The organism is Pseudonocardia kujensis, from assembly GCF_021283305.1.
Taxonomy (GTDB): domain Bacteria; phylum Actinomycetota; class Actinomycetes; order Mycobacteriales; family Pseudonocardiaceae; genus Pseudonocardia; species Pseudonocardia kujensis.
In genome coordinates, this window is record NZ_JAJSOK010000004.1 from 76,702 (window position 1) to 98,979 (window position 22,278).

Annotated in this window: 19 protein-coding genes and 1 pseudogene; 13 read left to right on the forward strand and 7 right to left on the reverse strand. The window is 72.6% G+C overall.

Features of this window, described 5'->3' with window-relative positions; all coding sequences use genetic code 11:
• Positions 1–6: 6 nt before the first annotated feature.
• Positions 7–1,161: an MFS transporter gene (locus LWC35_RS04520; protein WP_232868603.1), complete on the reverse strand. Its 1,155-nt coding sequence runs from the start codon at positions 1,159–1,161 to the stop codon at positions 7–9.
• Positions 1,162–1,181: 20 nt separating this feature from the next.
• On the reverse strand, positions 1,182–2,078 hold the full coding sequence (locus LWC35_RS04525; RefSeq protein WP_232868604.1) for a PAC2 family protein: 897 nt from the start codon (positions 2,076–2,078) through the stop codon (positions 1,182–1,184).
• A 76-nt stretch (positions 2,079–2,154) separates the two neighbouring features.
• On the opposite strand from LWC35_RS04525, the gene metH reads away from it, so the two are divergent.
• The 4 genes from metH to hisG all read left to right on the forward strand — a co-directional run bounded on the left by metH (position 2,155) and on the right by hisG (position 7,892).
• Complete coding sequence (gene metH / locus LWC35_RS04530; RefSeq protein ID WP_308194462.1) at positions 2,155–5,736, forward strand: methionine synthase; 3,582 nt, start codon at positions 2,155–2,157, stop codon at positions 5,734–5,736.
• Entirely contained in the window at positions 5,726–6,451 is a 726-nt protein-coding gene (locus tag LWC35_RS04535) for an HAD family hydrolase (RefSeq protein ID WP_232868605.1), read from the forward strand. Before metH ends, LWC35_RS04535 begins: the two co-directional genes overlap by 11 nt.
• 218 nt (positions 6,452–6,669) lie before the next feature.
• Positions 6,670–6,933, forward strand: coding sequence for a phosphoribosyl-ATP diphosphatase (locus tag LWC35_RS04540; protein WP_232868606.1), 264 nt, complete (start codon positions 6,670–6,672; stop codon positions 6,931–6,933).
• A 74-nt stretch (positions 6,934–7,007) separates the two neighbouring features.
• Entirely contained in the window at positions 7,008–7,892 is an 885-nt protein-coding gene (gene hisG, locus LWC35_RS04545) for an ATP phosphoribosyltransferase (protein WP_232868738.1), read from the forward strand.
• 145 nt (positions 7,893–8,037) lie between these two features.
• Here hisG and LWC35_RS04550 read toward each other — a convergent pair whose 3' ends face one another.
• Entirely contained in the window at positions 8,038–8,778 is a 741-nt protein-coding gene (locus tag LWC35_RS04550) for a thioesterase family protein (RefSeq protein WP_269803601.1), read from the reverse strand.
• 56 nt (positions 8,779–8,834) lie between these two features.
• Positions 8,835–9,932, reverse strand: coding sequence for a RecB family exonuclease (locus tag LWC35_RS04555; protein WP_269803602.1), 1,098 nt, complete (start codon positions 9,930–9,932; stop codon positions 8,835–8,837).
• 410 nt (positions 9,933–10,342) lie between these two features.
• Between LWC35_RS04555 and LWC35_RS04560 the strand changes: the two are divergent.
• The 3 genes and pseudogenes from LWC35_RS04560 to LWC35_RS04570 form a co-directional block, all read left to right on the forward strand.
• Positions 10,343–11,164: pseudogene (locus tag LWC35_RS04560) on the forward strand (tRNA (adenine-N1)-methyltransferase); the annotation flags it as partial.
• A gap of 215 nt (positions 11,165–11,379) precedes the next feature.
• Positions 11,380–13,137, forward strand: coding sequence for a proteasome ATPase (gene arc, locus LWC35_RS04565; protein ID WP_232868740.1), 1,758 nt, complete (start codon positions 11,380–11,382; stop codon positions 13,135–13,137).
• 129 nt (positions 13,138–13,266) lie between these two features.
• Positions 13,267–13,683 (forward strand): VOC family protein, encoded by a 417-nt coding sequence (locus tag LWC35_RS04570; RefSeq protein WP_232868609.1) that lies wholly within the window; start codon positions 13,267–13,269, stop codon positions 13,681–13,683.
• A 65-nt stretch (positions 13,684–13,748) separates the two neighbouring features.
• Here the strand turns inward: LWC35_RS04570 and LWC35_RS04575 are convergent, their stop codons facing one another.
• Positions 13,749–14,549, reverse strand: coding sequence for an AraC family transcriptional regulator (locus LWC35_RS04575; RefSeq protein ID WP_232868610.1), 801 nt, complete (start codon positions 14,547–14,549; stop codon positions 13,749–13,751).
• 112 nt (positions 14,550–14,661) lie between these two features.
• The gene (locus LWC35_RS04580; protein ID WP_232868611.1) at positions 14,662–15,222 is read right to left on the reverse strand and encodes a YceI family protein; all 561 of its coding nucleotides are present in this window, start codon (positions 15,220–15,222) and stop codon (positions 14,662–14,664) included.
• Between the two features lie 92 nt (positions 15,223–15,314).
• Between LWC35_RS04580 and LWC35_RS04585 the strand changes: the two genes are divergently transcribed.
• Positions 15,315–15,851, forward strand: coding sequence for a MarR family winged helix-turn-helix transcriptional regulator (locus tag LWC35_RS04585; protein ID WP_232868612.1), 537 nt, complete (start codon positions 15,315–15,317; stop codon positions 15,849–15,851).
• A 100-nt stretch (positions 15,852–15,951) separates the two neighbouring features.
• Positions 15,952–17,355: a dihydrolipoyl dehydrogenase gene (lpdA, locus tag LWC35_RS04590; RefSeq protein WP_232868613.1), complete on the forward strand. Its 1,404-nt coding sequence runs from the start codon at positions 15,952–15,954 to the stop codon at positions 17,353–17,355.
• Positions 17,356–17,387: 32 nt separating this feature from the next.
• Here lpdA and LWC35_RS04595 read toward each other — a convergent pair whose 3' ends face one another.
• Positions 17,388–17,948: an NUDIX domain-containing protein gene (locus LWC35_RS04595; RefSeq protein WP_232868614.1), complete on the reverse strand. Its 561-nt coding sequence runs from the start codon at positions 17,946–17,948 to the stop codon at positions 17,388–17,390.
• 51 nt (positions 17,949–17,999) lie between these two features.
• Here LWC35_RS04595 and fdhA point away from each other — a divergent pair, with 51 nt between their 5' ends.
• From fdhA to prcB, 4 genes are all read left to right on the forward strand, one after another.
• Positions 18,000–19,211, forward strand: coding sequence for a formaldehyde dehydrogenase, glutathione-independent (fdhA, locus tag LWC35_RS04600; RefSeq protein WP_232868615.1), 1,212 nt, complete (start codon positions 18,000–18,002; stop codon positions 19,209–19,211).
• 116 nt (positions 19,212–19,327) lie between these two features.
• Positions 19,328–20,830 carry a depupylase/deamidase Dop gene (gene dop / locus LWC35_RS04605; RefSeq protein ID WP_232868741.1) on the forward strand — a complete coding sequence of 501 codons (1,503 nt, stop codon included), beginning with the start codon at positions 19,328–19,330 and terminating at the stop codon, positions 20,828–20,830.
• A gap of 144 nt (positions 20,831–20,974) precedes the next feature.
• Entirely contained in the window at positions 20,975–21,172 is a 198-nt protein-coding gene (locus LWC35_RS04610; RefSeq protein ID WP_037038873.1) for a ubiquitin-like protein Pup, read from the forward strand.
• A gap of 127 nt (positions 21,173–21,299) precedes the next feature.
• Positions 21,300–22,244, forward strand: coding sequence for a proteasome subunit beta (gene prcB / locus LWC35_RS04615; protein ID WP_232868616.1), 945 nt, complete (start codon positions 21,300–21,302; stop codon positions 22,242–22,244).
• Positions 22,245–22,278: the final 34 nt, after the last annotated feature.

Consider the following 22,278-nt stretch of genomic DNA (forward strand, 5'->3'; position numbering starts at 1 on the left):
CTCGGCTCAGGGCGCCAGGGTGCCGTCCGTCGTGTCGGGCGGGTTCTCGGCCGGGCCCCGGCGGGGCAGGGCCAGCGGCGTGACGAGGGCGAGCACGCCGGCCGGAACGAGGAACGCCGCCAGCGGGTCCGCGTGGTACACGGGCGGGAGCGCCGCGGGGGAGGCGGCCGCGCCGAAGAACCGGAGGGACTGCACCACCGACACGGCCCCGCCGCGGTTGCGGCCCTCCCGGCTCAGCACCAGCGCGTTCACGCCCACGAGGATGAGCTGGCTGGAGATCCCGGCCAGCGCCCAGCACGCCACGAGCAGCCACAGCACGGGGGCCAGGCCGACGCCGGCCAGCAGCACCCCGCCGGACACCGCCCCGGCCAGCACGCAGCGTCGCGCCCCGAGCCGGTCGACCCCAGCGCCCACCAGCCGCGCCGTGACGATCCCCATGGCGCCGAGCCCGGTGAGCGCGAGCCCGCGCGGGCCGGCGTCGAGGGTGAAGGCGTCGACCAGCCGCAGCGCGACCAGGAAGCCGAGGCTCGCCAGGCAGCCCCAGCCCAGCGCGGCGATGAGCCCGAGCCGCAGCACGGCCGGGGTCCAGGCGCTGCGCAGCGGCACGCGGGCCCTGGTGGCCCCGCGCTCGTCGGCGGGAATGCCCACCGCCGCGAGTGCCAGTGCCACCGCGGCGACGCCGTAGAAGGCGTAGTGCCAGTCCACCTCGGCCGCGAGCCCGCCGACCAGCGGTGCCGACGTCTGCCCCGCGGCCTGCAGCGAGCCGTACCACCCCAGCGCCCGGCCGAGGGCCTCCGGCGCGACCGACGCGGCCAGCGCGGCCATGAGCAGCGGCGTGGTGAAGGCGTTGGCCACGCCCTGCAGCGCCCGCGCGCCGAGGAACAGCGTCCAGGTCGGCGCGAGCACGCACGCCAGCGAGGAGAGCACGTAGAGGAGGTACGCGCCGCGGACGGTCCGGCTGCGGCCCCAGCGCTCGCCGAGCGTGCCCGAGACCAGCATCATCGCGGCGAAGGGCAGCAGGAACGCCGTGAGCGAGGCGGACGCCGCGCCGGGGGACACGCCGTAGCTCGCCCCCAGCTCGGGCAGCATGGCCGTGGTGACCCCGCCTCCGAACGGCCCGAGGAAGCCGCCGAGGTAGAGCCCGGCCCGGCGGAGCGACACGGTGTGCGGTGCGCCCCCGGTCAGCTCCCGCCGCCGGGGCCGCCGCGCCGGCGCAGGTAGCGCTCGAAGTCGGCCGCGATCTCGTCGCCGCTGGCCTCGGCCAGGTTCACCGGCTTGTCCTCGTCGTCCTCGACCGCCTGCTGCTCGAGCTGGCGCACGTACTCGCGCACCTCGTCGTCGGCGTCGGCCATCTCGTTGACCGTGCGCTCCCACTCCTCGGCCTGCTCGGGCAGCCCGCCCAGCGGGACCTCGACGTCGAGCGCCTCCTCGACGCGCAGCAGCAGCGCGATGGCGGCCTTGGGCACCCGGGCCTGCGACACGTAGTGCGGCACCTCGGCCCAGTACGACAACGCGGGGACCCCGGCCTCGATGCAGAGGCTGTGGAACACCCCGACGATCCCGGTCGGGCCCTGGTAGGTCGACGGCTCCACGCCCATCTTCTTCGCCGAGGCCGTGTCGTAGCCCGTGCCCCGCACCGGGGTGGGCCGGGTGTGCGGGACGTCGGTGAGCATGGCGCCGAGGTTGATGACCTTGGTCACCCCGAGCCGGTCGACGTACTCGAGCAGCTCGGCACAGAACGAGCGCCAGCGCAGGTTCGGCTCGATCCCGTTGACGAGGACGACGTGCCGGCCGCTGCCCGGGAGCTTGGCCGTCGAGAGCCGGGTGGTCTGCCACTCGATGCGCCGGGTCACGCCGCCCGCCAACCGGACCAGCGGCCGCGTGACCTGGAAGTCGTAGTAGTCCTCGGGGTCGATCGAGCCGAGCGGCTCGGCGTCCCAGCTCAGCTCGAGATGCTCCAGCGCGGAGCTGGCGGCCTCACCGGCGTCGTTCCAACCCTCGAACGCCGTGATCATGACCGGGTCGACCAGATCCGGGAGATCCGAGGGCACCCCCGCCCGCTGCTCTCGCTCGCTCATCCGTCCACCCTACGGCGCGTGCGGGTAACACGAGGGGCCCGGTGGGCGACGCCGGTAGCCTGAGGGGGTGTCAGCCGTGAACGCAGCCGCGTCAGATCACAGCTTCGACACCACGCTCCTGGGGACACTGGACCAGCGCGTGGTGATCGCCGACGGTGCGATGGGCACCATGCTCCAGGGGGTGGAGCTGACCCTCGACGACTTCGCCGGGCTCGAGGGCTGCAACGAGATCCTCAACGCGACCCGTCCGGACGTCGTGCGGGGGATCCACCGGGCCTACTTCGAGGCGGGGGCCGACGCCGTCGAGACCAACACCTTCGGCGCCAACCTGCCCAACCTCGGCGACTACGGCATCGCCGACCGCATCCGGGAGCTCTCCGAGCGCGGTGCCGCCCTGGCCCGCGAGGCCGCGGACGAGGTCGCGACCGCGGACCGGCCGCGGTACGTCCTCGGCTCCATCGGCCCGGGCACGAAGCTGCCGACGCTGGGCCACGAGCGCTTCGCCACGCTGCGCGACGCCTACACCGAGACCGGCCGCGGCCTGCTGGCCGGCGGGGCCGACGCGTTCCTCATCGAGACCTGCCAGGACCTGCTGCAGGTCAAGGCGGCGGTGCACGGGGTGCAGCGCGCGATGGCCGCCGAGGGCCGGCGCATCCCGGTCATCACCAGCGTCACCGTCGAGACCACCGGCACCATGCTGCTGGGCTCCGAGATCGGCGCGGCGCTCACCGCGCTCGAGCCGCTGGGCATCGACCTCATCGGCCTCAACTGCGCCACCGGCCCCGCCGAGATGAGCGAGCACCTGCGCACCCTGTCCAAGCAGGCGCGCGTGCCGCTGTCGGTGATGCCCAACGCCGGCCTGCCGGTCCTCGGCCCGAACGGCGCCGAGTACCCGCTCTCGGCCGAGGAGCTCGCCGAGGCGCTCTCCACGTTCGTCCGCGACTACGGCCTGCGGCTCGTCGGCGGCTGCTGCGGCACCACGCCCGCGCACGTCCGGGCCGTCGCCGAGGCGGTCGGCCAGGTCACCCCCGCGGCGCGGAAGCCGCGCCCCGAGCCGGGCGTGTCGTCGCTCTACGCCCCGGTGCCGTTCCGCCAGGACACCTCCGTGCTGATGGTGGGGGAGCGGACCAACGCCAACGGGTCCAAGAAGTTCCGCGAGGCGATGCTCGAGGAGCGTTGGGAGGACTGCGTCGCGATCGCGCGCGAGCAGACCCGCGAGGGCGCCCACATGATCGACCTCTGCATCGACTACGTCGGGCGCGACGGCGTGGCGGACATGACCGAGCTGGCCTCCCGGCTGGCCACCGCCTCGACCCTGCCCGTGATGCTGGACTCGACCGAGCCCGAGGTGCTGCGGGCCGGCCTGGAGCTGCTCGGTGGCCGCTCGATCGTCAACTCGGTGAACTACGAGGACGGCGCGGGCCCCGGCTCGCGCTTCCAGCGGACGATGGAGCTGGTCCGCGAGCACGGCTGCGCGGTGGTCGCGCTGTGCATCGACGAGGAGGGCCAGGCCCGGACCCGGGACTGGAAGGTCCGCGTGGCCGACCGGCTCATCACGGACCTGACCACGAACCACGGGATGCGGGTCTCCGACATCGTCGTCGACACGCTGACCTTCCCGATCACGACCGGGCAGGAGGAGGTCCGCCGGGACGCCCTCGAGACCATCGAGGCGATCCGGGAGATCAAGCGCCGCTTCCCCGACGTGCAGACCACGCTCGGCGTGTCCAACGTGTCGTTCGGGCTCAACGCCGCGGCCCGTCAGGTGCTCAACTCGGTGTTCCTCAACGAGGCCGTCAACGCCGGGCTGGACACCGCGATCGTGTCCGCCGCGAAGATCCTGCCGATGTCGAAGATCCCGGACGAGCAGCGTTCCGTCGCGCTCGACCTGGTGTACGACCGGCGCAGACCCGATGCCCACCCTCCCTACGACCCGCTCAACCGGTTCATGGAGCTGTTCGAGGGCGTCACGGCGTCGTCGGCCAAGGCCGGGCGGGCCGAGGAGCTGGCCGCGCTGCCGCTGTTCGAGCGGCTCGAGCGGCGCATCGTCGACGGCGAGCGCAACGGGCTGGAGGCCGACCTCGACGAGGCGATGCGGTCGCGCCCGCCGCTGGAGATCGTCAACGACACGCTGCTGGCCGGCATGAAGACCGTGGGCGAGCTGTTCGGCTCCGGGCAGATGCAGCTGCCCTTCGTGCTCGCCTCCGCCGAGGTCATGAAGACCGCCGTCGCCCACCTCGAGCCGCACATGGAGAAGACGGACGACGACGGCAAGGGCACGATCGTGCTGGCCACGGTCAAGGGCGACGTCCACGACATCGGCAAGAACCTCGTCGACATCATCCTGAGCAACAACGGCTACACGGTCGTCAACCTGGGCATCAAGCAGCCCATCGCCACGATCCTGCAGGCCGCCGAGGAGAACCGCGCCGACGCCGTCGGCATGAGCGGGCTGCTGGTCAAGTCCACGGTGGTGATGAAGGAGAACCTGCAGGAGATGAACTCCCGCGGGAACACCCTGCCCGTGCTGCTCGGCGGGGCGGCGCTGACCCGCTCCTACGTCGAGAACGACCTGTCCGAGGTCTACGACGGCCGGGTCTCCTACGCCCGGGACGCCTTCGAGGGCCTCCGGCTGATGGACGCGACGATGGCCCGCAAGCGCGGCCTGGCCCCCGCCGTCGACCCGGAGGAGGAGCGCAGGGCCGCCGAGCGCAAGGAGCGGCACGAGCGGTCCAAGCGGATCGCGGCCAAGCGCCGTGCCGCCGAGGCCGAGACCGCGGGACCGCTGCCGGAGCGGTCGGACGTCGCGCTGGACAACCCGCTGCCGACCCCGCCGTTCTGGGGCACCCGCGTGGTCAAGGGCGTGTCGCTGGCCGAGTACAGCGGGATGATCGACGAGCGCGCCCTGTTCCTGGGCCAGTGGGGCCTGCGCGGGGCCAAGGGCGGGTCGGGTCCCTCGTACGAGGAGCTCGTCGAGACCGAGGGCCGGCCGCGCCTGCGGTACTGGCTCGAGCGGCTCACCGCAGAGGGCGTGCTGGCCCACGCGTCGCTGGTCTACGGGTATTTCCCGGCCGTCGCGGAGAAGGACTCGCTGCTGGTGCTCACCGAGCCGCGCGCGGACGCCCCGGAGCGGTACCGGTTCGCCTTCCCGCGCCAGCGCCGCGACCGGCACCTGTGCCTGTCCGACTTCTGGCGCCCGCGCGAGGTCGCGCTGGCCCGCGGCGAGATCGACGTCCTGCCGCTGCACCTGGTCACGATGGGCGCTCCCATCGCGGACTACGCGAACGCGCTGTTCGCGAAGGACGCCTACCGGGACTACCTCGAGGTCCACGGGCTGGGCGTGCAGCTCACCGAGGCCCTGGCCGAGTACTGGCACAAGCGGATCCGCGAGGAGCTGACCTGGTCGACCGGTCGCACGGTCGCCGAGGAGGACCCGGCCGACGTCACCGAGTTCTTCTCGCTGGGCTACCGCGGCGCCCGCTACTCGCTGGGCTACGGTGCCTGCCCGAACCTCGAGGACCGCACCAAGATCGTCGACCTGCTGCAGCCCGGCCGGATCGGCGTGCAGCTCTCCGAGGAGCTGCAGCTGCACCCCGAGCAGTCCACCGACGCGCTGATCGCGCACCACCCGGAGGCGAAGTACTTCAATGCCGGCTGAGGATCGCCTGCCGGGTCCGGACGTCGACGCCGTGCGGCCCGCCGCGGTCCTGTTCGACATGGACGGGACCCTGATCGACTCCGAGAAGGTGTGGGACCGCTCGCTCGTGGAGGTGCTGCGCTGGCTGGGCGGCACCGAGCTCTCGGCCGAGGCGCGCCGGGAGACCCTCGGCGGCAACCTCCGCAGCAGCCTCGCGATCGTGTTCCGCGAGGCCGGTGTCCTGCCGACGCCGGAGCTGGCCGAGGAGGCCGCGCGCCGGCTGGTGGGGCGGACCGCCGAGATGTTCGAGGGCGGCCTCCCGTGGCGGCCGGGCGCGCTGACCGCGCTGCGGACGGTGCGGGAGGCGGGCCTCGCCACCGCGCTGGTCACCAACACCGGTCGCTACCTCACGGACAAGGCGCTGGTCGGGATCGGGGCGGAGCACTTCGACGTCACGGTCTGCGGCGACGAGGTGCCCCGGGGCAAGCCGGCGCCGGACCCGTACCTGCGCGCGGCCGACCTGCTCGGCCTCGCGCCCGAGGACTGCCTGGCGGTGGAGGACTCGCCGACCGGGATCGCAGCGGCCGAGGCCTCCGGGGCGGTGGTGCTCGCCGTCCCCTGCGAGGTGCCGATCCCGCCCGGTCGGGGCCGGGTCGTGCGGCCGACGCTGGAGGGCCTCACCGCCGCCGACCTGGCCGCGGCGCACCGCGAGGTGCGGGAGCAGCAGGCGGCCTGATGCGGCCGCTCGGGCGGGTGCCCGCGGCCGCGGAGTACCGTCGGGCGTGTCGGACGCGCGACGAGCGGCGCATCCGTCCGGGTGACCCGTCCGGAGGCGCCACCGCCCGGCGCATCCCGTGGTCCGGCGGCCTCACCGCGGACGATCCGGTTCGTGACCGCGCGGAGCGCCCCCGACACTGGGTGCGCAGGAGTCGGCTGGAGAGGGATCGCAGGGACGTGAAGACATTCGACGAGCTCTTCGAGGAGCTCCGCGAGAAGGCCGCCACCCGGCCCGCCGGGTCGGCCACCGTCGAGGCGCTCGACGCCGGCGTCCATGCGCAGGGCAAGAAGCTCCTCGAGGAGGCGGGCGAGGTCTGGATCGCCGCCGAGCACGAGGACGACGCCGCGCTGGCCGAGGAGATCTCCCAGCTGCTCTACCGCGCGCAGGTGATCATGCTCGGGCGCGGGCTGGGCCTGCAGGACGTCTACAAGTACCTGTAGGGAGCTCCGCCGTGTCGACGACCACCCCCGCCCCGTCCGGCACCAGCCGTACCCACCCGAAGGAAGCCACACCCATGCTCCGCGTCGCTCTTCCCAACAAGGGCACGCTCGCCGAGCCCGCCGCGACGATGATGCGCGAGGCGGGCTACCGGCAGCGCTCCGACTCGCGCGACCTGTCCATGGTCGACGACGAGAACGGCATCGAGTTCTTCTACCTGCGGCCGAAGGACATCGCGACCTACGTCGGGTCCGGCGACCTGCACCTCGGCATCACCGGGCACGACCTCATGGAGGAGTCCGGCAGCCAGGTCCAGCAGGTGCTCAAGCTGGGCTTCGGTGCCTCGAAGTTCCGCTTCGCCGCGCCGGAGGACAAGGACTGGAAGCTCGAGGACCTCGACGGGCGGACGATCGCCACGTCGTACCCGCGGCTGGTCCGCTCCCACCTGTCCGGCAAGCGGATCGGCGCCACCATCATCAAGCTCGACGGCGCGGTGGAGATCTCCGTGCAGCTCGGCCTGGCCGACGCCATCGCCGACGTCGTGTCCTCCGGCCGTACGCTGCGCCAGCACGGGCTGAAGGTCATCGGCGACCCGATCGCCGAGTCCGAGGCCATGCTGATCGAGCGCGAGCCGCGGATGGACCGCGTGGAGCCCGAGGAGATCAAGGCCTTCAAGCGGGTGTTCACCGAGCGGATCCGCGGCGTCGTCTACGCCCGGCAGTACCTGATGCTCGACTACGACTGCCCCAAGGAGAAGCTCGAGGCGGCCAAGGGGATCACCCCGGGTCTGCAGGCGCCGACCATCGCGCCGCTGGCCGACCCGGACTGGGTCGCCGTGCGGTCGATGGTGCGCAAGCAGGCGTCGAACCGGGTCATGGACGAGCTCGCCGCCCTCGGCGCCAAGGCCATCCTGACCTCGGAGATCCGCTCCTGCCGCGCGGTCGACGGCGGCCAGTACTGAGTCGGTACCGAGCCGGTAGTGAATCGGTGCTGAGTCGGTGCTGAGTCGGTACTGAGTCGGTACTGAGGCGGTTCCGGGCATCGCGTGAGCGGTCCCGGCGGCGTGCGCCGCCGGGACCGCCTGCGTTCTCGGTGCTCTCCCGGGCTCAGCGACGCCGGACGGTCAGCTCCTGGCTGATGTGCCCGGCGTGCCCGTCGGCGTCGAACAGCTTCGCGGTGACGGTCCCGGTGCCGGTCGGGCCGATCACCGTCGCGGCGTCGATGCCCGTCCACGCGCCGGTCGGCGGGCGGTGCAGGTGCACGCTGAGCTCGGTGTTCACGAACAGCCAGTCCTGCACGGGCAGGGATGCCGCCACGCCGTTGGCCGAGTCGGCGATCGCCGCCAGCGTCTGCAGCGGCGTGGCCTCCTCGCCCTCCACCACCGGCACCCGCAACCGGCCCCACGCGCGGCCCGGCCCCGGCTCGTCCCACTTCCCGTCGAGCCAGCGCCACTCGACGGCGTCGAGGTAGCCGGGGAGCCACCCGTGCGGCCGCTCGCCCTGCGGTGCCGCCTGCTCGGGTGTCGGCAGCGGGGCGGCCGCGCCCACGGCCGCGGTCGAGGTGTCGTCGACCGCGAGGCGCCAGGCGCGGGCGCGCAGCACCGCACGCCCGCCCGCGGTCATCTCGGCGGCCAGCATCTCGATCGTCCGACCCGGCCGCTCGATCCAGGCCCGCACCTCCAGGTCGCCGACGGGGACCACGCCGAGGATCTCGATCGTGTAGCGGGACAGCTGCAGCGGGGGAGCGTCGGGCCTGCTGGGCGCGCAGCGCTCGAAGGCGCGCACGAGCAGCGCCGACGGCGGCCCGAGGTGCTGGGCGTCGGCGAACCACGGGCCGGCGGTCGACATCGTCGCGTGGTAGCGGCCCGCGCTCTCGTCGACGATTCGGTAGAAGGGCTCCTCGCTCACGCGGCCGATGATGCCTCGCCACCGTGTGCGTCCCCGTGTGCGGGGCCGGCAACGGAGGCGGAGCCGGGGCCGGACACCGGCGGGGAGGCGGGGCTGCCCGCCGGGGTGGACGCGGCGCGGAGCTCGGGCCAGCCGGGGTAGGGCGGCGGTGTGCCGTCCCAGGCGGGACACAGCGCGCGGTGTGCGCACCACGCGCAGCCCGGCCCACGCCGCGGGCGGAAGTCGCCGGTGCGGTCCGCCTCGCGGATCGCCGCCCAGATAGCCTCCAGGATCCGCTGGAAGCGGCGCAGCTCCCCGGCCTCGGGGCGGTACGTCAGCTCCTCGCCGCCCTCGCCGAGGTACACCAGCCGCAGCTGCTCGGGCACGGTGCCGCGCAGCTCGAGCAGGGCGAGCGCGTAGAACTTCATCTGGAACAGCGCCCGCGCCTCGGACGCCTCCCGCGGCGCCGCGCCCGTCTTGTAGTCGACGATGCGCAGCCCGCCCTCGGCATCGACGTCGAGCCGGTCGAGGTAGCCCCGTAGCGGCACCCCGGAGCCCAGCTCCGTCTCCACGAGCAGCTCCCGGGACTGCGGCTCGAAGGAGCGCGGGTCCTCCAGGGCGAAGTAGGTGTCGAGCAGGGCCTCGGCCGAGGCGAGCCAGCCGGGGAGCGGGTCGACCGGCTCCGAGGACCCCACGCTCTCGCCGGGCTGCGGGGTCTCGCCGGGATCCGGGGGATCCGTGGGGCCCGCGGGTCCTGCGGGTCCCGCGGCCGTCCCGCGCTCCCGCAGCTCCTCGGCCACCGCCGTCGCGAGCTCCGGCGCCTCGGCGGCGATCTCCGCCCACACCGCACCGACGAGCGCCTTCGCCCGGGCCGGGACGCGCTCGGCGGCCGGGAGATCGAACAGCCGCTCCAGCACCGCGTGCACCAGGGTGCCGCGCAGAGCGGCGGGGCTCGGCGCCTCGGGCAGCCGGTCCACGGCGCGGAAGCGGTAGAGCAGCGGGCACTGCTTGAAGTCCGCGGCGCGCGACGGGGAGAGGGCCGGGCGACGGCGCTCCTCGGCCGGCTCCGCCGCGTCCGCCGCGTCCGCCGCGGACCCCGTACCCGGGACGCCCAGGGCCGGCACGGTCGCGGGGATGCCCGCCTGCTCGTTCACGCCCGTCAGGCTAGGCGAGCCCACCGACAGTCCCGGGCGGCCGCACGGAACCGGCGGGCGCGGGGGAAGTAGCGTTGCGCCCCGTGCCCGACTCCGATCTCCGTGCCGAGCTCCGTGCCCCGGACCCCACCGACCCCGCCGAGCACACGGACGGGACCGCTCGGCCGGAGCCCGTCGACGGGGAACCGGTCGACCCGGAGCGCGTCGACCCGGAGCCCGTCGACACGGAGCCCGTCGACACGGAGCCCGTCGACACGGAGCCGGTCGACACCGAGCTGGTCGACACCGAGCTGGTCGACACCGACCCGGAGCCCGTCGACGCCGGGGTCGCGCTCGGGGCCGGCGAGGCAGCGGGGTTCCGGGCCCGCGGCGGTCCCTTCCGCGAGGGGGACCGGGTGCAGCTCACCGACCCCAAGGGCCGCAAGTACACGGTCGTCCTCGAGGCGGGCGGCACCTACCACACCCATCGTGGCGCCCTGGCGCACGACGACCTGATCGGCGAGCCGGAGGGGTCCGTCGTCCACTCCGCGGCCAACACGCCCTACCTCGCGCTCCGGCCCCTGCTCGCCGACTACGTCCTGTCCATGCCCCGCGGCGCCGCCGTGATCTACCCGAAGGACGCGGCGCAGATCCTCGTGTGGGGCGACATCTTCCCGGGCGCGCGGGTGCTCGAGGCGGGCGCCGGGTCCGGGGCGCTGACCTGTTCGTTGGTCCAGGCCGTCGGCCCCACCGGTTCGGTGGTCTCCTACGAGATCCGCCCCGATCACGCCGAACACGCCGAACGCAATGTGCGACGGTTCTTCGGCGACACGCCACCCAACTGGACCTTGCGCCTCGGTGATCTTGCGACCCACGACGGGCGCGCCGAGCCCGCCGACCGCGCGATCCTGGACATGCTCGCGCCCTGGGAACAGCTCGAGACGGTGCGTGACGCCCTGATTCCCGGCGGTGTCCTCGTGGGGTACGTCGCGACCACCACGCAGCTGTCGACGCTCGTCGAGAAGCTCCGCGAGATGCAGTGCTGGACGGAGCCGCAGGCGTGGGAATCCCTGATCAGGCCGTGGCACGTGGTCGGGCTGGCCGTTCGCCCCGAGCACCGCATGATCGGTCACACAGCGTTCCTGGTGACCGCCCGCCGGCTCGCCGACGGCGTGGTCCCGCCCCGACCCCAGCGCAGACCGACCAGTCGCTGAGGGCGTTCGGTCCCGCCGTTAGAACCGCCCGATTACGGGAACCAGACACTCCGGTGGCGTCAAGGTGCCGTCCGCGTGAGTGACGGATCACCAGATCGCCTCACCGCCGTGGGCGACGTCTACGGGTACCGTATGGAAACGGAACACGGAGGGAGGATGCCGTGAACCCCTACGACGACGGTCCCGGCACTCACCAGCCAGGCGACGGCGGGGCCCTGTCCCCGGCGGAGGCGGCGGCACAGATCCGCTACCTCGAAGAAGAAGTCGCGATGCTGCGGCGCAAGCTGACCGAATCCCCCCGGCACGCGCGATTGCTCGAGCAGCGGCTCGCCGAGTCCGCCAGCAGGCTCTCCCAGCTCAGCGCGCGCAACGAGAAGCTCACCGAGACCCTCAAGGAAGCGCGCTCCCAGCTCGTCGCGCTCCGCGAGGAGGTCGACCGCCTGGCACAGCCCCCGAGCGGCTACGGCGTCTACCTCACGTCCTACGAGGACAACACCGTCGACGTCTTCACCTCCGGCCGGCGCATGCGTGTCGCCGTCTCCCCGGCGGTGGAGCTCGACACCCTGCGCAGCGGGCAGTCCGTGCGGCTGAACGAGGCGCTCACGGTCGTCGAGGCCGGCGACTGGGAGAAGATCGGCGAGGTCTGCGGCCTGCGCGAGGTCCTCGCCGAGCCGCTCGACGGCCTGGCCGGCCGCGCGCTGGTCGTCGGACACGCGGACGAGGAGCGGGTCGTCTGGCTCGCCGCCCCCCTGTTCGACGAGTCCGACCCGAACTTCGTGCCGCTCAAGCCGGGCGACTCCCTGCTGGTCGACACCAAGGCCGGCTACGCGTACGAGCGGGTGCCGAAGGCCGAGGTCGAGGACCTCGTGCTGGAGGAGGTCCCGGACGTCGGCTACGAGGACATCGGCGGCCTGTTCAAGCAGATCGAGCAGATCCGCGACGCCGTGGAGCTGCCGTTCCTGCACTCCGAGCTGTTCACCGAGTACGAGCTGCGCCCGCCCAAGGGTGTGCTGCTCTACGGCCCTCCCGGCTGCGGCAAGACGCTGATCGCGAAGGCTGTCGCCAACTCGCTGGCCAAGAAGATCGCGGCCCAGCGGGGCGACGACCCCAACGAGGGCCGGGCGTTCTTCCTCAACATCAAGGGCCCGGAGCTGCTCAACAAGTTCGTCGGCGAGACCGAGCGGCACATCCGGCTGATCTTCCAGCGGGCGCGCGAGAAGGCGTCGGCAGGCACCCCGGTGATCGTGTTCTTCGACGAGATGGACTCGATCTTCCGGACCCGTGGCTCCGGTGTGTCGTCGGACGTCGAGACCACGATCGTGCCGCAGCTGCTGGCCGAGATCGACGGTGTCGAGGGCCTCGAGAACGTCATCGTCATCGGCGCGTCGAACCGCGAGGACATGATCGACCCCGCGATCCTGCGGCCCGGCCGCCTGGACGTGAAGATCAAGATCGAGCGGCCCGACGCGGAGGCGGCGCAGGACATCTTCTCGAAGTACATCACCAACACGCTGCCGGTCCACGAGGAGGACCTGGCCGAGTTCGGCGGCAACCGCAAGGCCTGCGTCGACGCGATGATCCAGCGCGTCGTGGAGCGGATGTACGACGAGTCGGAGGAGAACAGGTTCCTCGAGGTCACCTACGCCAACGGTGACAAGGAGACCCTGTACTTCAAGGACTTCAACTCGGGCGCGATGATCCAGAACATCGTCGACCGGGCGAAGAAGTCCGCGATCAAGTCGGTCCTCGAGACCGGGCAGCGCGGCGTGCGGGTCGCGCACCTGCTGTCCGCGATCGTCGACGAGTTCGCCGAGAACGAGGACCTGCCCAACACCACCAACCCGGACGACTGGGCCCGCATCTCGGGCAAGAAGGGCGAGCGGATCGTCTACATCCGCACGCTGGTCACCGGCAAGAACGAGGCCACCGGCCGCGCGATCGACACCGCGTCGAACACCGGCCAGTACCTGTAGGCGACGCAGCAAGGCAGCACTCACGAGGCCCCGCCCGGTCCGCCGGGCGGGGCCTCGCGCGCTGCCGGGGACCGAGCGTGGCCGATCCGTTCACGACGGCGGGTGGGCGGCGTTCGTAGCGTGGCCGGCATGGGACCGCGACCGACACCTCGACCCACCAGCACCCTCTTCGAGATCGTGACCGCCGACCTGGTGAAGGCGCTGGCCTTCTACCGGGCGCTCGGCCTGGACGTGCCCGCCGGGGCGGAGGACCAGCCGCACGTCGACCTGCCGCTGCCGGGCGGCAACCGCCTGGCCCTGGACACCGAGGCCACGATCGCGAGCTTCACCCCCGACTTCGCGCCGCCGACGGGGGAGGGCCGGCTCGCACTCGCGTTCGGGTACGACACGCCTGCGGACGTCGACGCCGCCCACGCCACCCTCACCGCCGCGGGCGCGCCCTCGGAGCGCGAGCCGTTCGACGCCTTCTGGGGGCAGCGCTACGCCACGGTCCGCGACCCCGACGGCAACCCCGTCGACCTGTTCGCCGCCCTGCCCACGACCTGATCCCGCGATCGTGAGGAGCTGACGGCCGCCTCCGGGGACCAGATCGGGCCCTCGGCTCCTGCTGGTCACGAACGCGCCGGGCGGAGTGCGCTCGCGGGGACGCCGGCGAGGGCACGGACCTCGCGGGAGAGGTGGGGCTGGTCGGCGTAGCCGGTACGGGCGGCGACCTCCGCGGGTGCGAGGCCCGCGTGCAGGAGCGTGGCCGCGGCGCGGAACCGCAGGACCCGGCGCAGGACGGCGGGGCCGTAGCCGTAGACGGCGGTGCAGTGCCGGGTCAGCGAGCGCGTGGACCATCCCAGCTCCGCGGCCACCGCACCGACGGCCGCGCCCGCACCGAGCCGCGCCGTGATCGACCCCAGGGCGGGGAGGCTCCACGGCGCCGTCTCCCGCCTCGGCTCGCCCGCGGCCAGCTCGGTGGCCAGCCGGAAGAGCGGGCCCGCAGCGACCGTGCGCGTGGGCCCGGCGCCGCCTGTCACCCCGACCCCGACTCCGACCGCGACACCGACCCCGGCCTCGGGGACCGGGCCGCGCAGGCTCCCCAGGACGCGGCTCCCGAGACGCGCGGCAGCGGGGGAGACGTCGTCCAGGGCGACGCGGCTGTCGCGCAGCTCGCCGGCCGGGACTCCGAGCAGGCGCGGCAGCACACCGGGGTGGAAGCGCAGGCCGCCCACCCAGGTGCCGCGCGCGAGGAACGCCGTGGTGTCCGGGCCGGCGACCGAGAGCCCGCCGGCCTCGTCGACGAGCAGGTCCATGCACCCGTCGGGCAGTACCCGGGTGGGCGCTGCGGACTCCGCGCTCCCGGTGGCCCACAGGCACTCGACCAGGCCGCGCAACGGCGCGGGCGGGGCCAGCTCCCGGTAGCTCACGGCCGCGACGCTACCGCCCCCCTCCGACGGGAACAGGAGCGAAAGCCCGGGAGAACGGCGGAGGCCCGCCCACCTGACACCGGTGGACGGGCCTTCCGCAGGAGCGAGCCGATCAGGCGGTGCGGAGCACGGCCTCGATCTCGAGGGTCAGCTGGACCTTCTCGCCGACGACCACGCCGCCGCCGTCCATCGGCATCGAGATGTCGACGCCGAAGTCGTTGCGGTTGATGGTGGTGGTGGCGGTGAAGCCGGCGCGGGTGCCGCCGTAGGCGTCGGGGCCGAAGCCGCCGATCTCCAGGTACAGCGACACGGGCTTGGTGACACCCTTGATGGTGAGGTCACCGTTGAGCTTGTAGTCCGAGCCGTCGGCCTCGATCCCGGTGGAGACGAAGGTCCACTCCGGGTACTTCTCGGTCTCGAAGAAGTCGGCGGACTTGATGTGCCCGTCGCGCTGCTCGTTGTTGGTGTCGATGGAGGTGGCGTCGAGCGTCGCGGTGACCTTCGAGTCCTCGAAGCGCTCGGCGGTCTCGATGGTGCCGCCGAACTGGGCGATGCGACCCTTGACCTTGCTGACCATCATGTGGCGCACGGAGAAGGAGACGTCCGAGTGGACCTGGTCGATGTCCCACGTCCCCACGACGTAGCCGGGGATCTGGGTGGTGGCTGCGGTCATCGTGACCCTCCAGGAAGTTTTGGTTGAACTCTCAGGTGTTGAGAGCGACCATAGTGCTGTTGAGTTGAGTGTTCAACCATAGGAGAAGTGACGTGGCGCACACCCGCTGGCTCGACGACGAGGAGCAGCGCACGTGGCGGGCCTTCCTGACCGCCCAGCGCCTGCTGTTCGAGCGCGTCGAGCGCCAGCTGCAGAACGAGGCGCGGATGCCGCACGGCTACTACGAGATCCTGGTCCGGCTGTCCGAGGCGCCCGACCGCACCCTGCGGATGAGCAGGCTCGCCGACACCTCGCTGTCCTCGCGCAGCCGGCTGTCGCACGCGGTCGCGCGGCTGGAGGAGGCGGGCTGGGTCGAACGCACCGCCTGCGAGACCGACCGCCGGGGCGCGTGGGCGCGACTGACCGACGCCGGCCTGGCCGCCCTGGAGACCGCCGCACCGGGACACGTGGAGACCGTCCGCTCGTTGCTGTTCGACGCCCTGACGCCCGAGCAGGCCGCGGCGCTGCGCGACGTCAGCGAGACGCTCGTCGCCCACCTGACCGACCGGCCCGTCTGGCCCGCGGGGGACGACAAGGCGTGCCCGGCGCCGGCGCAGGCGGGCGAGGAGGCCTGCCCGGAGGCCGGATGAGGGTCGTCCGGCACGCCGCCGGATGTGCGCCGGATCGCACCGGTGGGGCCCGGCGGGACCGGGCCCGACCTGCGCGGCCCCGGCGTCCTAGGCTGGTGGCATGTCTCGCTTCGACGTCGTCGTACTCGGTGCCGGTCCCGGTGGTTACGTGGCAGCGATCCGCGCTGCGCAGCTCGGCAAGAGCGTGGCGGTCATCGAGGAGAAGTACTGGGGCGGTGTCTGCCTGAACGTCGGGTGCATCCCGTCGAAGGCCCTGCTGCGCAACGCCGAGCTCGCGCACATCGTCACGAAGGAGCAGAAGACCTTCGGCATCAGCGGGGAGGTCTCGTTCGACTACGGCGCGGCGTTCGACCGCAGCCGCCAGGTCGCGGACGGCCGGGTCAAGGGCGTCCACTTCCTGATGAAGAAGAACAAGATCACGGAGTTCGACGGCCGGGGCACGTTCGTCGACCCGAACACGATCGAGGTCGCGCTCACCGACGGCGGCACCGAGACCGTGGAGTTCGAGAACTGCATCATCGCCACCGGCGCCACCACCAAGCTGCTGCCGGGCACCTCGCTGTCCGAGCGCGTGGTCACCTACGAGGAGCAGATCACCACCCGTGACCTGCCCGGCAGCGTGATCATCGCCGGCGCCGGCGCGATCGGCGTCGAGTTCGCCTACGTGCTGGCGAACTACGGCGTGAAGGTCACCATCGTCGAGTTCCTCGACCGGCTGCTCCCGCTCGAGGACGCCGACGTGTCGAAGGAGCTCGGCAAGCGCTACAAGAAGCTCGGCGTCGACGTGCTGACCAGCACGAAGGTCGAGAAGATCGACGACTCGGGCGACCAGGTCACCGTCACCGTCTCCGACGCCAAGGGCACCCGGGACCTGCAGGCCGACAAGGTCATCCAGGCGATCGGCTTCCAGCCGCGGGTCGAGGGCTACGGCCTCGACAAGACCGGTGTCGAGCTGACCGAGCGCGGCGCCATCAAGATCGACGACTTCATGCGCACCTCGGTGCCGCACATCTACGCCATCGGCGACGTCACGGCCAAGCTGATGCTCGCGCACGTCGGCGAGGCACAGGGCGTCGTGGCCGCGGAGACGCTCGCGGGCGCGGAGACGCAGGAGCTCGACTACGCGATGATGCCGCGGGCGACCTTCTGCCAGCCGCAGGTCGCGAGCTTCGGCTACACCGAGCAGCAGGCCCGGGACCTGGCCGAGGAGAACGGCTGGAAGGTCAAGGTCGCGCAGTTCCCGTTCACCGCGAACGGCAAGGCGCAGGGCCTGGCCGACCCGGGCGGGTTCGTCAAGCTCATCGCCGACGAGACCTACGGCGAGCTGCTCGGCGGCCACCTGATCGGCCCGGAGGTCACCGAGCTGCTGCCCGAGCTGACCCTGGCCCAGAAGTGGGACCTGACCGCCACCGAGCTCGCGCGCAACGTGCACGCGCACCCGACGCTCTCGGAGGCGCTGCAGGAGGCGATCCACGGCCTGGCCGGCCACATGATCAACTTCTGAGACCCCGGCACGTCCACGGACGGCACCTCCGCTCAGCGGGGGTGCCGTCCGCGTTCTCCGAGCGTCGCGAGGAAGTGCTCGGCGAGGACGCGCGAGTCCGGGGCGAAGGGCTGTGCCGGGTCGGTGAGCAGCGCTGCGAGCTGGGCGTTCGTCCGCCACCCGCCCTCCGCGACCTCCGACGGCTGATGGCGGACCGGGCCGTCGGAGAAGGCCTCGAAACCGAACAGGTGGCAGCGCAGCCCCGCCGGCCCCCCGAGTCCGGGGCCCGGCCCGGACTCCCACGCCACGGCCAGGAGGGGGTGCAGGGCCACCCCGCGCACGCCGAGCTCCTCCGCCAGCTCCCGCGTCGCCGTGTCGAGCGGGGTCTCGCCGGGGTCGACCACACCGCCGGCCACGCAGTCCCACAGGCCCGGCATCACGAGCTTGTCGTCCGCCCGGCGGTGGACGTACACGCGCTCGCCGTCCGTACTGCGCAGGATCACCCCGGAGCTGCCGTGCCACAGCGAGCGGGCGTACACCTGCGCGCGCGGCGCGCTGCCGACGACCGTCCCGGCCGCGTCGTACACGGCGATCACCTCGTCCGCGCTCGTCACGGGTCCATCGTCCCGTTGTGACCTTGGCCACAGACGAGTAGGGAGGGGGTCATGGGTGGAAACAGGATCGTCGTCTACAAGGAGCCCGGCCGTGTCGAGGTCGAGGACCACGACATGCCGAAGCTCGAGGTCCCCGTCGACGTCGCGCAGGCCATGGGCATGAGCCGCGAGGCGCCGCACGCGGTCATCCTCAAGAACGTCTCGACCAACATCTGCGGGTCGGACCAGCACATGGTCCGCGGCCGTACCACGGCGCCGCCCGGTCAGACCCTCGGTCACGAGATCACCGGGGAGATCATCGAGAAGGGCGACGACGTCCAGTTCCTGAACGTCGGGGACATCGTGACGGTGCCGTTCAACATCGCCTGCGGACGCTGTCGCAACTGTCGTGAAGGGGCCACGGGCGTCTGCCTGAACGTCAACCCCGCGCGTGCCGGCTCGGCCTACGGCTACGTCGACATGGGCGGCTGGGAAGGCGGCCAGGCGGACTACGTCATGGTGCCGTTCGCCGACTTCAACCTCATCAAGTTCCCGGACCGCGACCAGGCGCTGGCCAAGATCCGCGACCTCACGATGCTGTCCGACATCTTCCCGACCGGCTACCACGGCGCCGTCTCCGCCGGGGTGACCACGGGCTCGACCGTGTACGTGGCCGGGGCAGGTCCGGTGGGGCTGGCCGCCGCCTACTCCGCGCAGCTGCTGGGCGCGGCGGTCGTGATCGTCGGCGACCTCAACAAGGAGCGGCTCGAGCAGGCCCGGTCCTTCGGCTGCGAGACCGTGGACATCGGGCAGAACGCCGCGCTCGAGGACCAGATCGACCAGATCCTCAACACCAACGAGGTCGACTGCGCCGTCGACGCCGTGGGGTTCGAGGCCACCGGGCACGGGGGCGGCGAGGAGAAGCCAGCCCAGGTGCTCAACGACATCATGAGCATCACCCGCGCGGCGGGCCGGCTCGGCATCCCGGGCCTGTACGTGACCGGCGACCCCGGGGCGGCGGACCCCGACGCGAAGGAGGGCACGCTCAAGGTGCGCCTGGGCCTCGGCTGGGCGAAGAGCCACAGCTTCGTCACCGGCCAGTGCCCGGTGCTGCGGTACAACCGCATGCTGATGATGGCGATCCTCAACGACCGGGCGCACATCGCCGACGCGGTCAACGCCACGGTCATCCCGCTGGAGGACGCCCCGCGCGGCTACCAGGAGTTCGACCGCGGCGCGGCGCGCAAGTACGTCCTCGACCCGCACGGCATGATCTCGGCCTGATCGACGGCCTGCGCAGCAGATGACCCGCCCGCTCGGCGGCCGCCTTCCGGCCGCCGGGCGGGTTAGGCTCTGGGGATGCACTCCCGCGAGGTCCGTTCGTGACCGCCCGCCGCATCATGGGCACCGAGGTCGAGTACGGCATCTCCGTGCCCGGCGACCCGACCGCCAACCCCGTCATCACCTCGACGCAGATCGTGCTGGCCTACGCGGCCGCGCAGGACATCCCGCGCAACCGCCGCGCCCGCTGGGACTACGAGGTGGAGTCGCCGCTGCGCGACGCGCGCGGGTTCGACCTGTCGGCGCCCACGCTGTCCAGCTCGGGCAACGACTCGGAGCTCGACGACCTCGGAGCGGCGAACGTCATCCTCACCAACGGCGCCCGGCTCTACGTCGACCACGCGCACCCGGAGTTCTCCACGCCCGAGGTGCTGACCCCGCGCGACGTCGTCATCTGGGACAAGGCGGGGGAGCGGATCATGGAGGAGGCCGCGGTACGGGCCGCCACCGTGCCCGGCGCGCCGCGGATCCAGCTCTACAAGAACAACGTCGACGGCAAGGGCGCGAGCTACGGCTCGCACGAGAACTATCTGATGGCCCGCCAGACCACGTTCCCGGCGATCGTCGGCGGGCTCACCCCGTTCTTCGTGTCCCGCCAGGTCGTGACGGGCGCCGGCCGCGTCGGCATCGGCGCCCAGGGCGACGCGGAGGGCTACCAGATCTCCCAGCGCGCCGACTACATCGAGGTCGAGGTCGGCCTGGAGACCACGCTCAAGCGCGGCATCATCAACACCCGCGACGAGCCGCACGCCGACGCCGACAAGTACCGCCGGCTGCACGTCATCATCGGCGACGCCAACATGAGCGAGTACGCCACGCTCCTCAAGGTCGGCACGACCGCGCTGGTCCTCGACATGATCGAGAACGGCGTCCGGTTCGACGAGCTGCGGCTGGCCGAGCCGGTCCGCGCCGTGCACCAGATCAGCCACGACCCGTCGCTGCAGCAGAAGGTGGAGCTCACCGACGGGCGCTCGCTCACCGCCGTCGAGCTGCAGTGGGCCTACCACGAGAAGGCCGTCAAGCACGTCGAGAACTCCCAGGGCGCCGACATCGACCCGGACACCGCCGAGGTGCTCCGGCTGTGGGGCGAGATCCTCGAGGACCTGTCCGAGGACCCGATGCGCACCGCCGACCGCCTGGACTGGACGGCGAAGCTGCGGCTGCTCAACGGCTACCGGGAGCGGGACAACCTGCAGTGGAGCTCGGGCCGCCTCGGCCTGGTCGACCTGCAGTACACCGACGTCCGGATGGCGAAGGGCCTGTACAACCGGCTGGTCACCCGCGGGTCGATGAAGCGCCTGGTCACCGAGGAGGAGGTCGAGCGCGCGATCCGCAACCCCCCGGACGACACCCGCGCCTTCTTCCGCGGCCGCTGCCTCGAGCGCTATCCGGCCGAGGTCGCCGCGGCGTCGTGGGACTCGGTCATCTTCGACCTGGGCCGCGAGTCGCTGGTCCGGATCCCCACGCTGGAGCCGCTGCGCGGCACGCGCCGGCACGTCGGGGAGCTGATCGAGGGCTCCCGGACCGCCGAGGAGCTGGTGAAGGCCCTCACCAACGGGTGAGCCGCCGTACCGGGACACCAGTTCGCAACCCGCGAACCGTGGGCGGCGGCGGGTCCCGGCAAGTAGGCTGGGCGCATCGGACCCCGGGGTCTGCCTGCCACGACGGTGGCGGGTCGCCGGGATCGGACGCGAGGAGGAGACGTCATGTCGCAGGAGCAGACGAAGCGCCAGGGCGGTGGCGGCGGCGACGACGACGAGAGCGGCGACGCGTCGGCGGCCGGCCAGGAGCGCCGGGAGAAGCTGGGCGAGGACGTCGACACGATCCTCGACGAGATCGACGACGTCCTCGAGGAGAACGCCGAGGACTTCGTCCGCGCGTACGTGCAGAAGGGCGGCCAGTAGCCGCACCTGACAGCCGGTGGCGGGTCGGGCCCCGGAAGGGGTCCGGCCCGTCTGCTGGTCGGTGGTCCCCGCCCCCATCCGTGAGCGACACCCGACAGCGACTGACGAGAGAGGCACACCCCCCACCATGGAGTTCCGCGAGGGCATCCCCGGGCCCGCTGCGATCGGCCGTCCCTTCCCCGGTTCCCCCGAGCCCGCCGCCGGCGGCCGGGACGGGCAGCCGGGGCTCGGCCACCACGCCGCCTTCGCGGCACTGGGCGAGACGTCGTTCGCCAACTACGTCGCGGCCACCCAGCCGCACCTGCTCCCGGGGAGGATGTTCGACGCGCCCCGCGGTCCGGAGGGTCGGCCCATGACCCCGGACGCGCTGGGCGTGCCGCACGGCACCACGATCGTCGCGTTGCAGTTCGCCGAGGGCGTCGTCATCGCCGGCGACCGGCGCGCCACCGCGGGCAACGTCATCGCCCAGCGGGACATCGAGAAGATCTTCATCACGGACTCGCACTCCGCGGTCGGCATCGCCGGCTCCGCCGGCATCGCGATCGAGATGATCCGGCTGTACTCGGTCGAGCTCGAGCACTACGAGAAGATCGAGGGCGTGGCCATGTCCCTCGACGGCAAGGCCAACCGGCTCGCGGGCATGATCCGCGGCAACCTGGGCGCGGCCATGCAGGGCTTCGTGGTGGTGCCGCTGTTCGCGGGCTACGACACCGAGGAGCCGGACCCGGCCAAGGCCGGCCGCATCGTCACCTACGACCCCACCGGCGGCCGCTACGACGAGTGGCTCGGCTACCACGCGGTCGGCTCCGGGTCGGTGTTCGCCAAGTCCTCGATGAAGAAGCTGCACCGCACGTCGGCGGACCTGCAGACCACGCTGCGCAACGCGCTCGAGGCGCTGTACGACGCCGCGGACGACGACACCGCCACCGGCGGGCCGGACCTGGTCCGGAGGATCTACCCGGTCGTCGTCAGCATCACGGGTCCCGAGGGCGCCGTGCGGCGCTCGGACGAGGAGGTCGCCGGCATCGTCGACCGGATCGTGGCGGACCGGGCGGAGAACCCGGGCGGCTGAGCGTGCCGCGCCCGGCCCCCCGGGCGCGCCCGCC

Bases quoted from the DNA above. Each gene is read 5' to 3' on its own strand.
- fdhA (WP_232868615.1), top strand. From the start codon at position 18,000: ATGGGTGGAAACAGGATCGTCGTCTACAAGGAGCCCGGCCGTGTCGAG.
- LWC35_RS04550 (WP_269803601.1), bottom strand. From the start codon at position 8,778: ATGTCGACCGCCGGCCCGTGGTTCGCCGACGCCCAGCACCTCGGGCCG.
- LWC35_RS04535 (WP_232868605.1), top strand. From the start codon at position 5,726: ATGCCGGCTGAGGATCGCCTGCCGGGTCCGGACGTCGACGCCGTGCGG.
- LWC35_RS04610 (WP_037038873.1), top strand. From the start codon at position 20,975: ATGTCGCAGGAGCAGACGAAGCGCCAGGGCGGTGGCGGCGGCGACGAC.
- LWC35_RS04525 (WP_232868604.1), bottom strand. From the start codon at position 2,078: ATGAGCGAGCGAGAGCAGCGGGCGGGGGTGCCCTCGGATCTCCCGGAT.
- dop (WP_232868741.1), top strand. From the start codon at position 19,328: ATGGGCACCGAGGTCGAGTACGGCATCTCCGTGCCCGGCGACCCGACC.
- hisG (WP_232868738.1), top strand. From the start codon at position 7,008: ATGCTCCGCGTCGCTCTTCCCAACAAGGGCACGCTCGCCGAGCCCGCC.
- lpdA (WP_232868613.1), top strand. From the start codon at position 15,952: ATGTCTCGCTTCGACGTCGTCGTACTCGGTGCCGGTCCCGGTGGTTAC.
- LWC35_RS04580 (WP_232868611.1), bottom strand. From the start codon at position 15,222: ATGACCGCAGCCACCACCCAGATCCCCGGCTACGTCGTGGGGACGTGG.
- prcB (WP_232868616.1), top strand. From the start codon at position 21,300: ATGGAGTTCCGCGAGGGCATCCCCGGGCCCGCTGCGATCGGCCGTCCC.
- LWC35_RS04570 (WP_232868609.1), top strand. From the start codon at position 13,267: ATGGGACCGCGACCGACACCTCGACCCACCAGCACCCTCTTCGAGATC.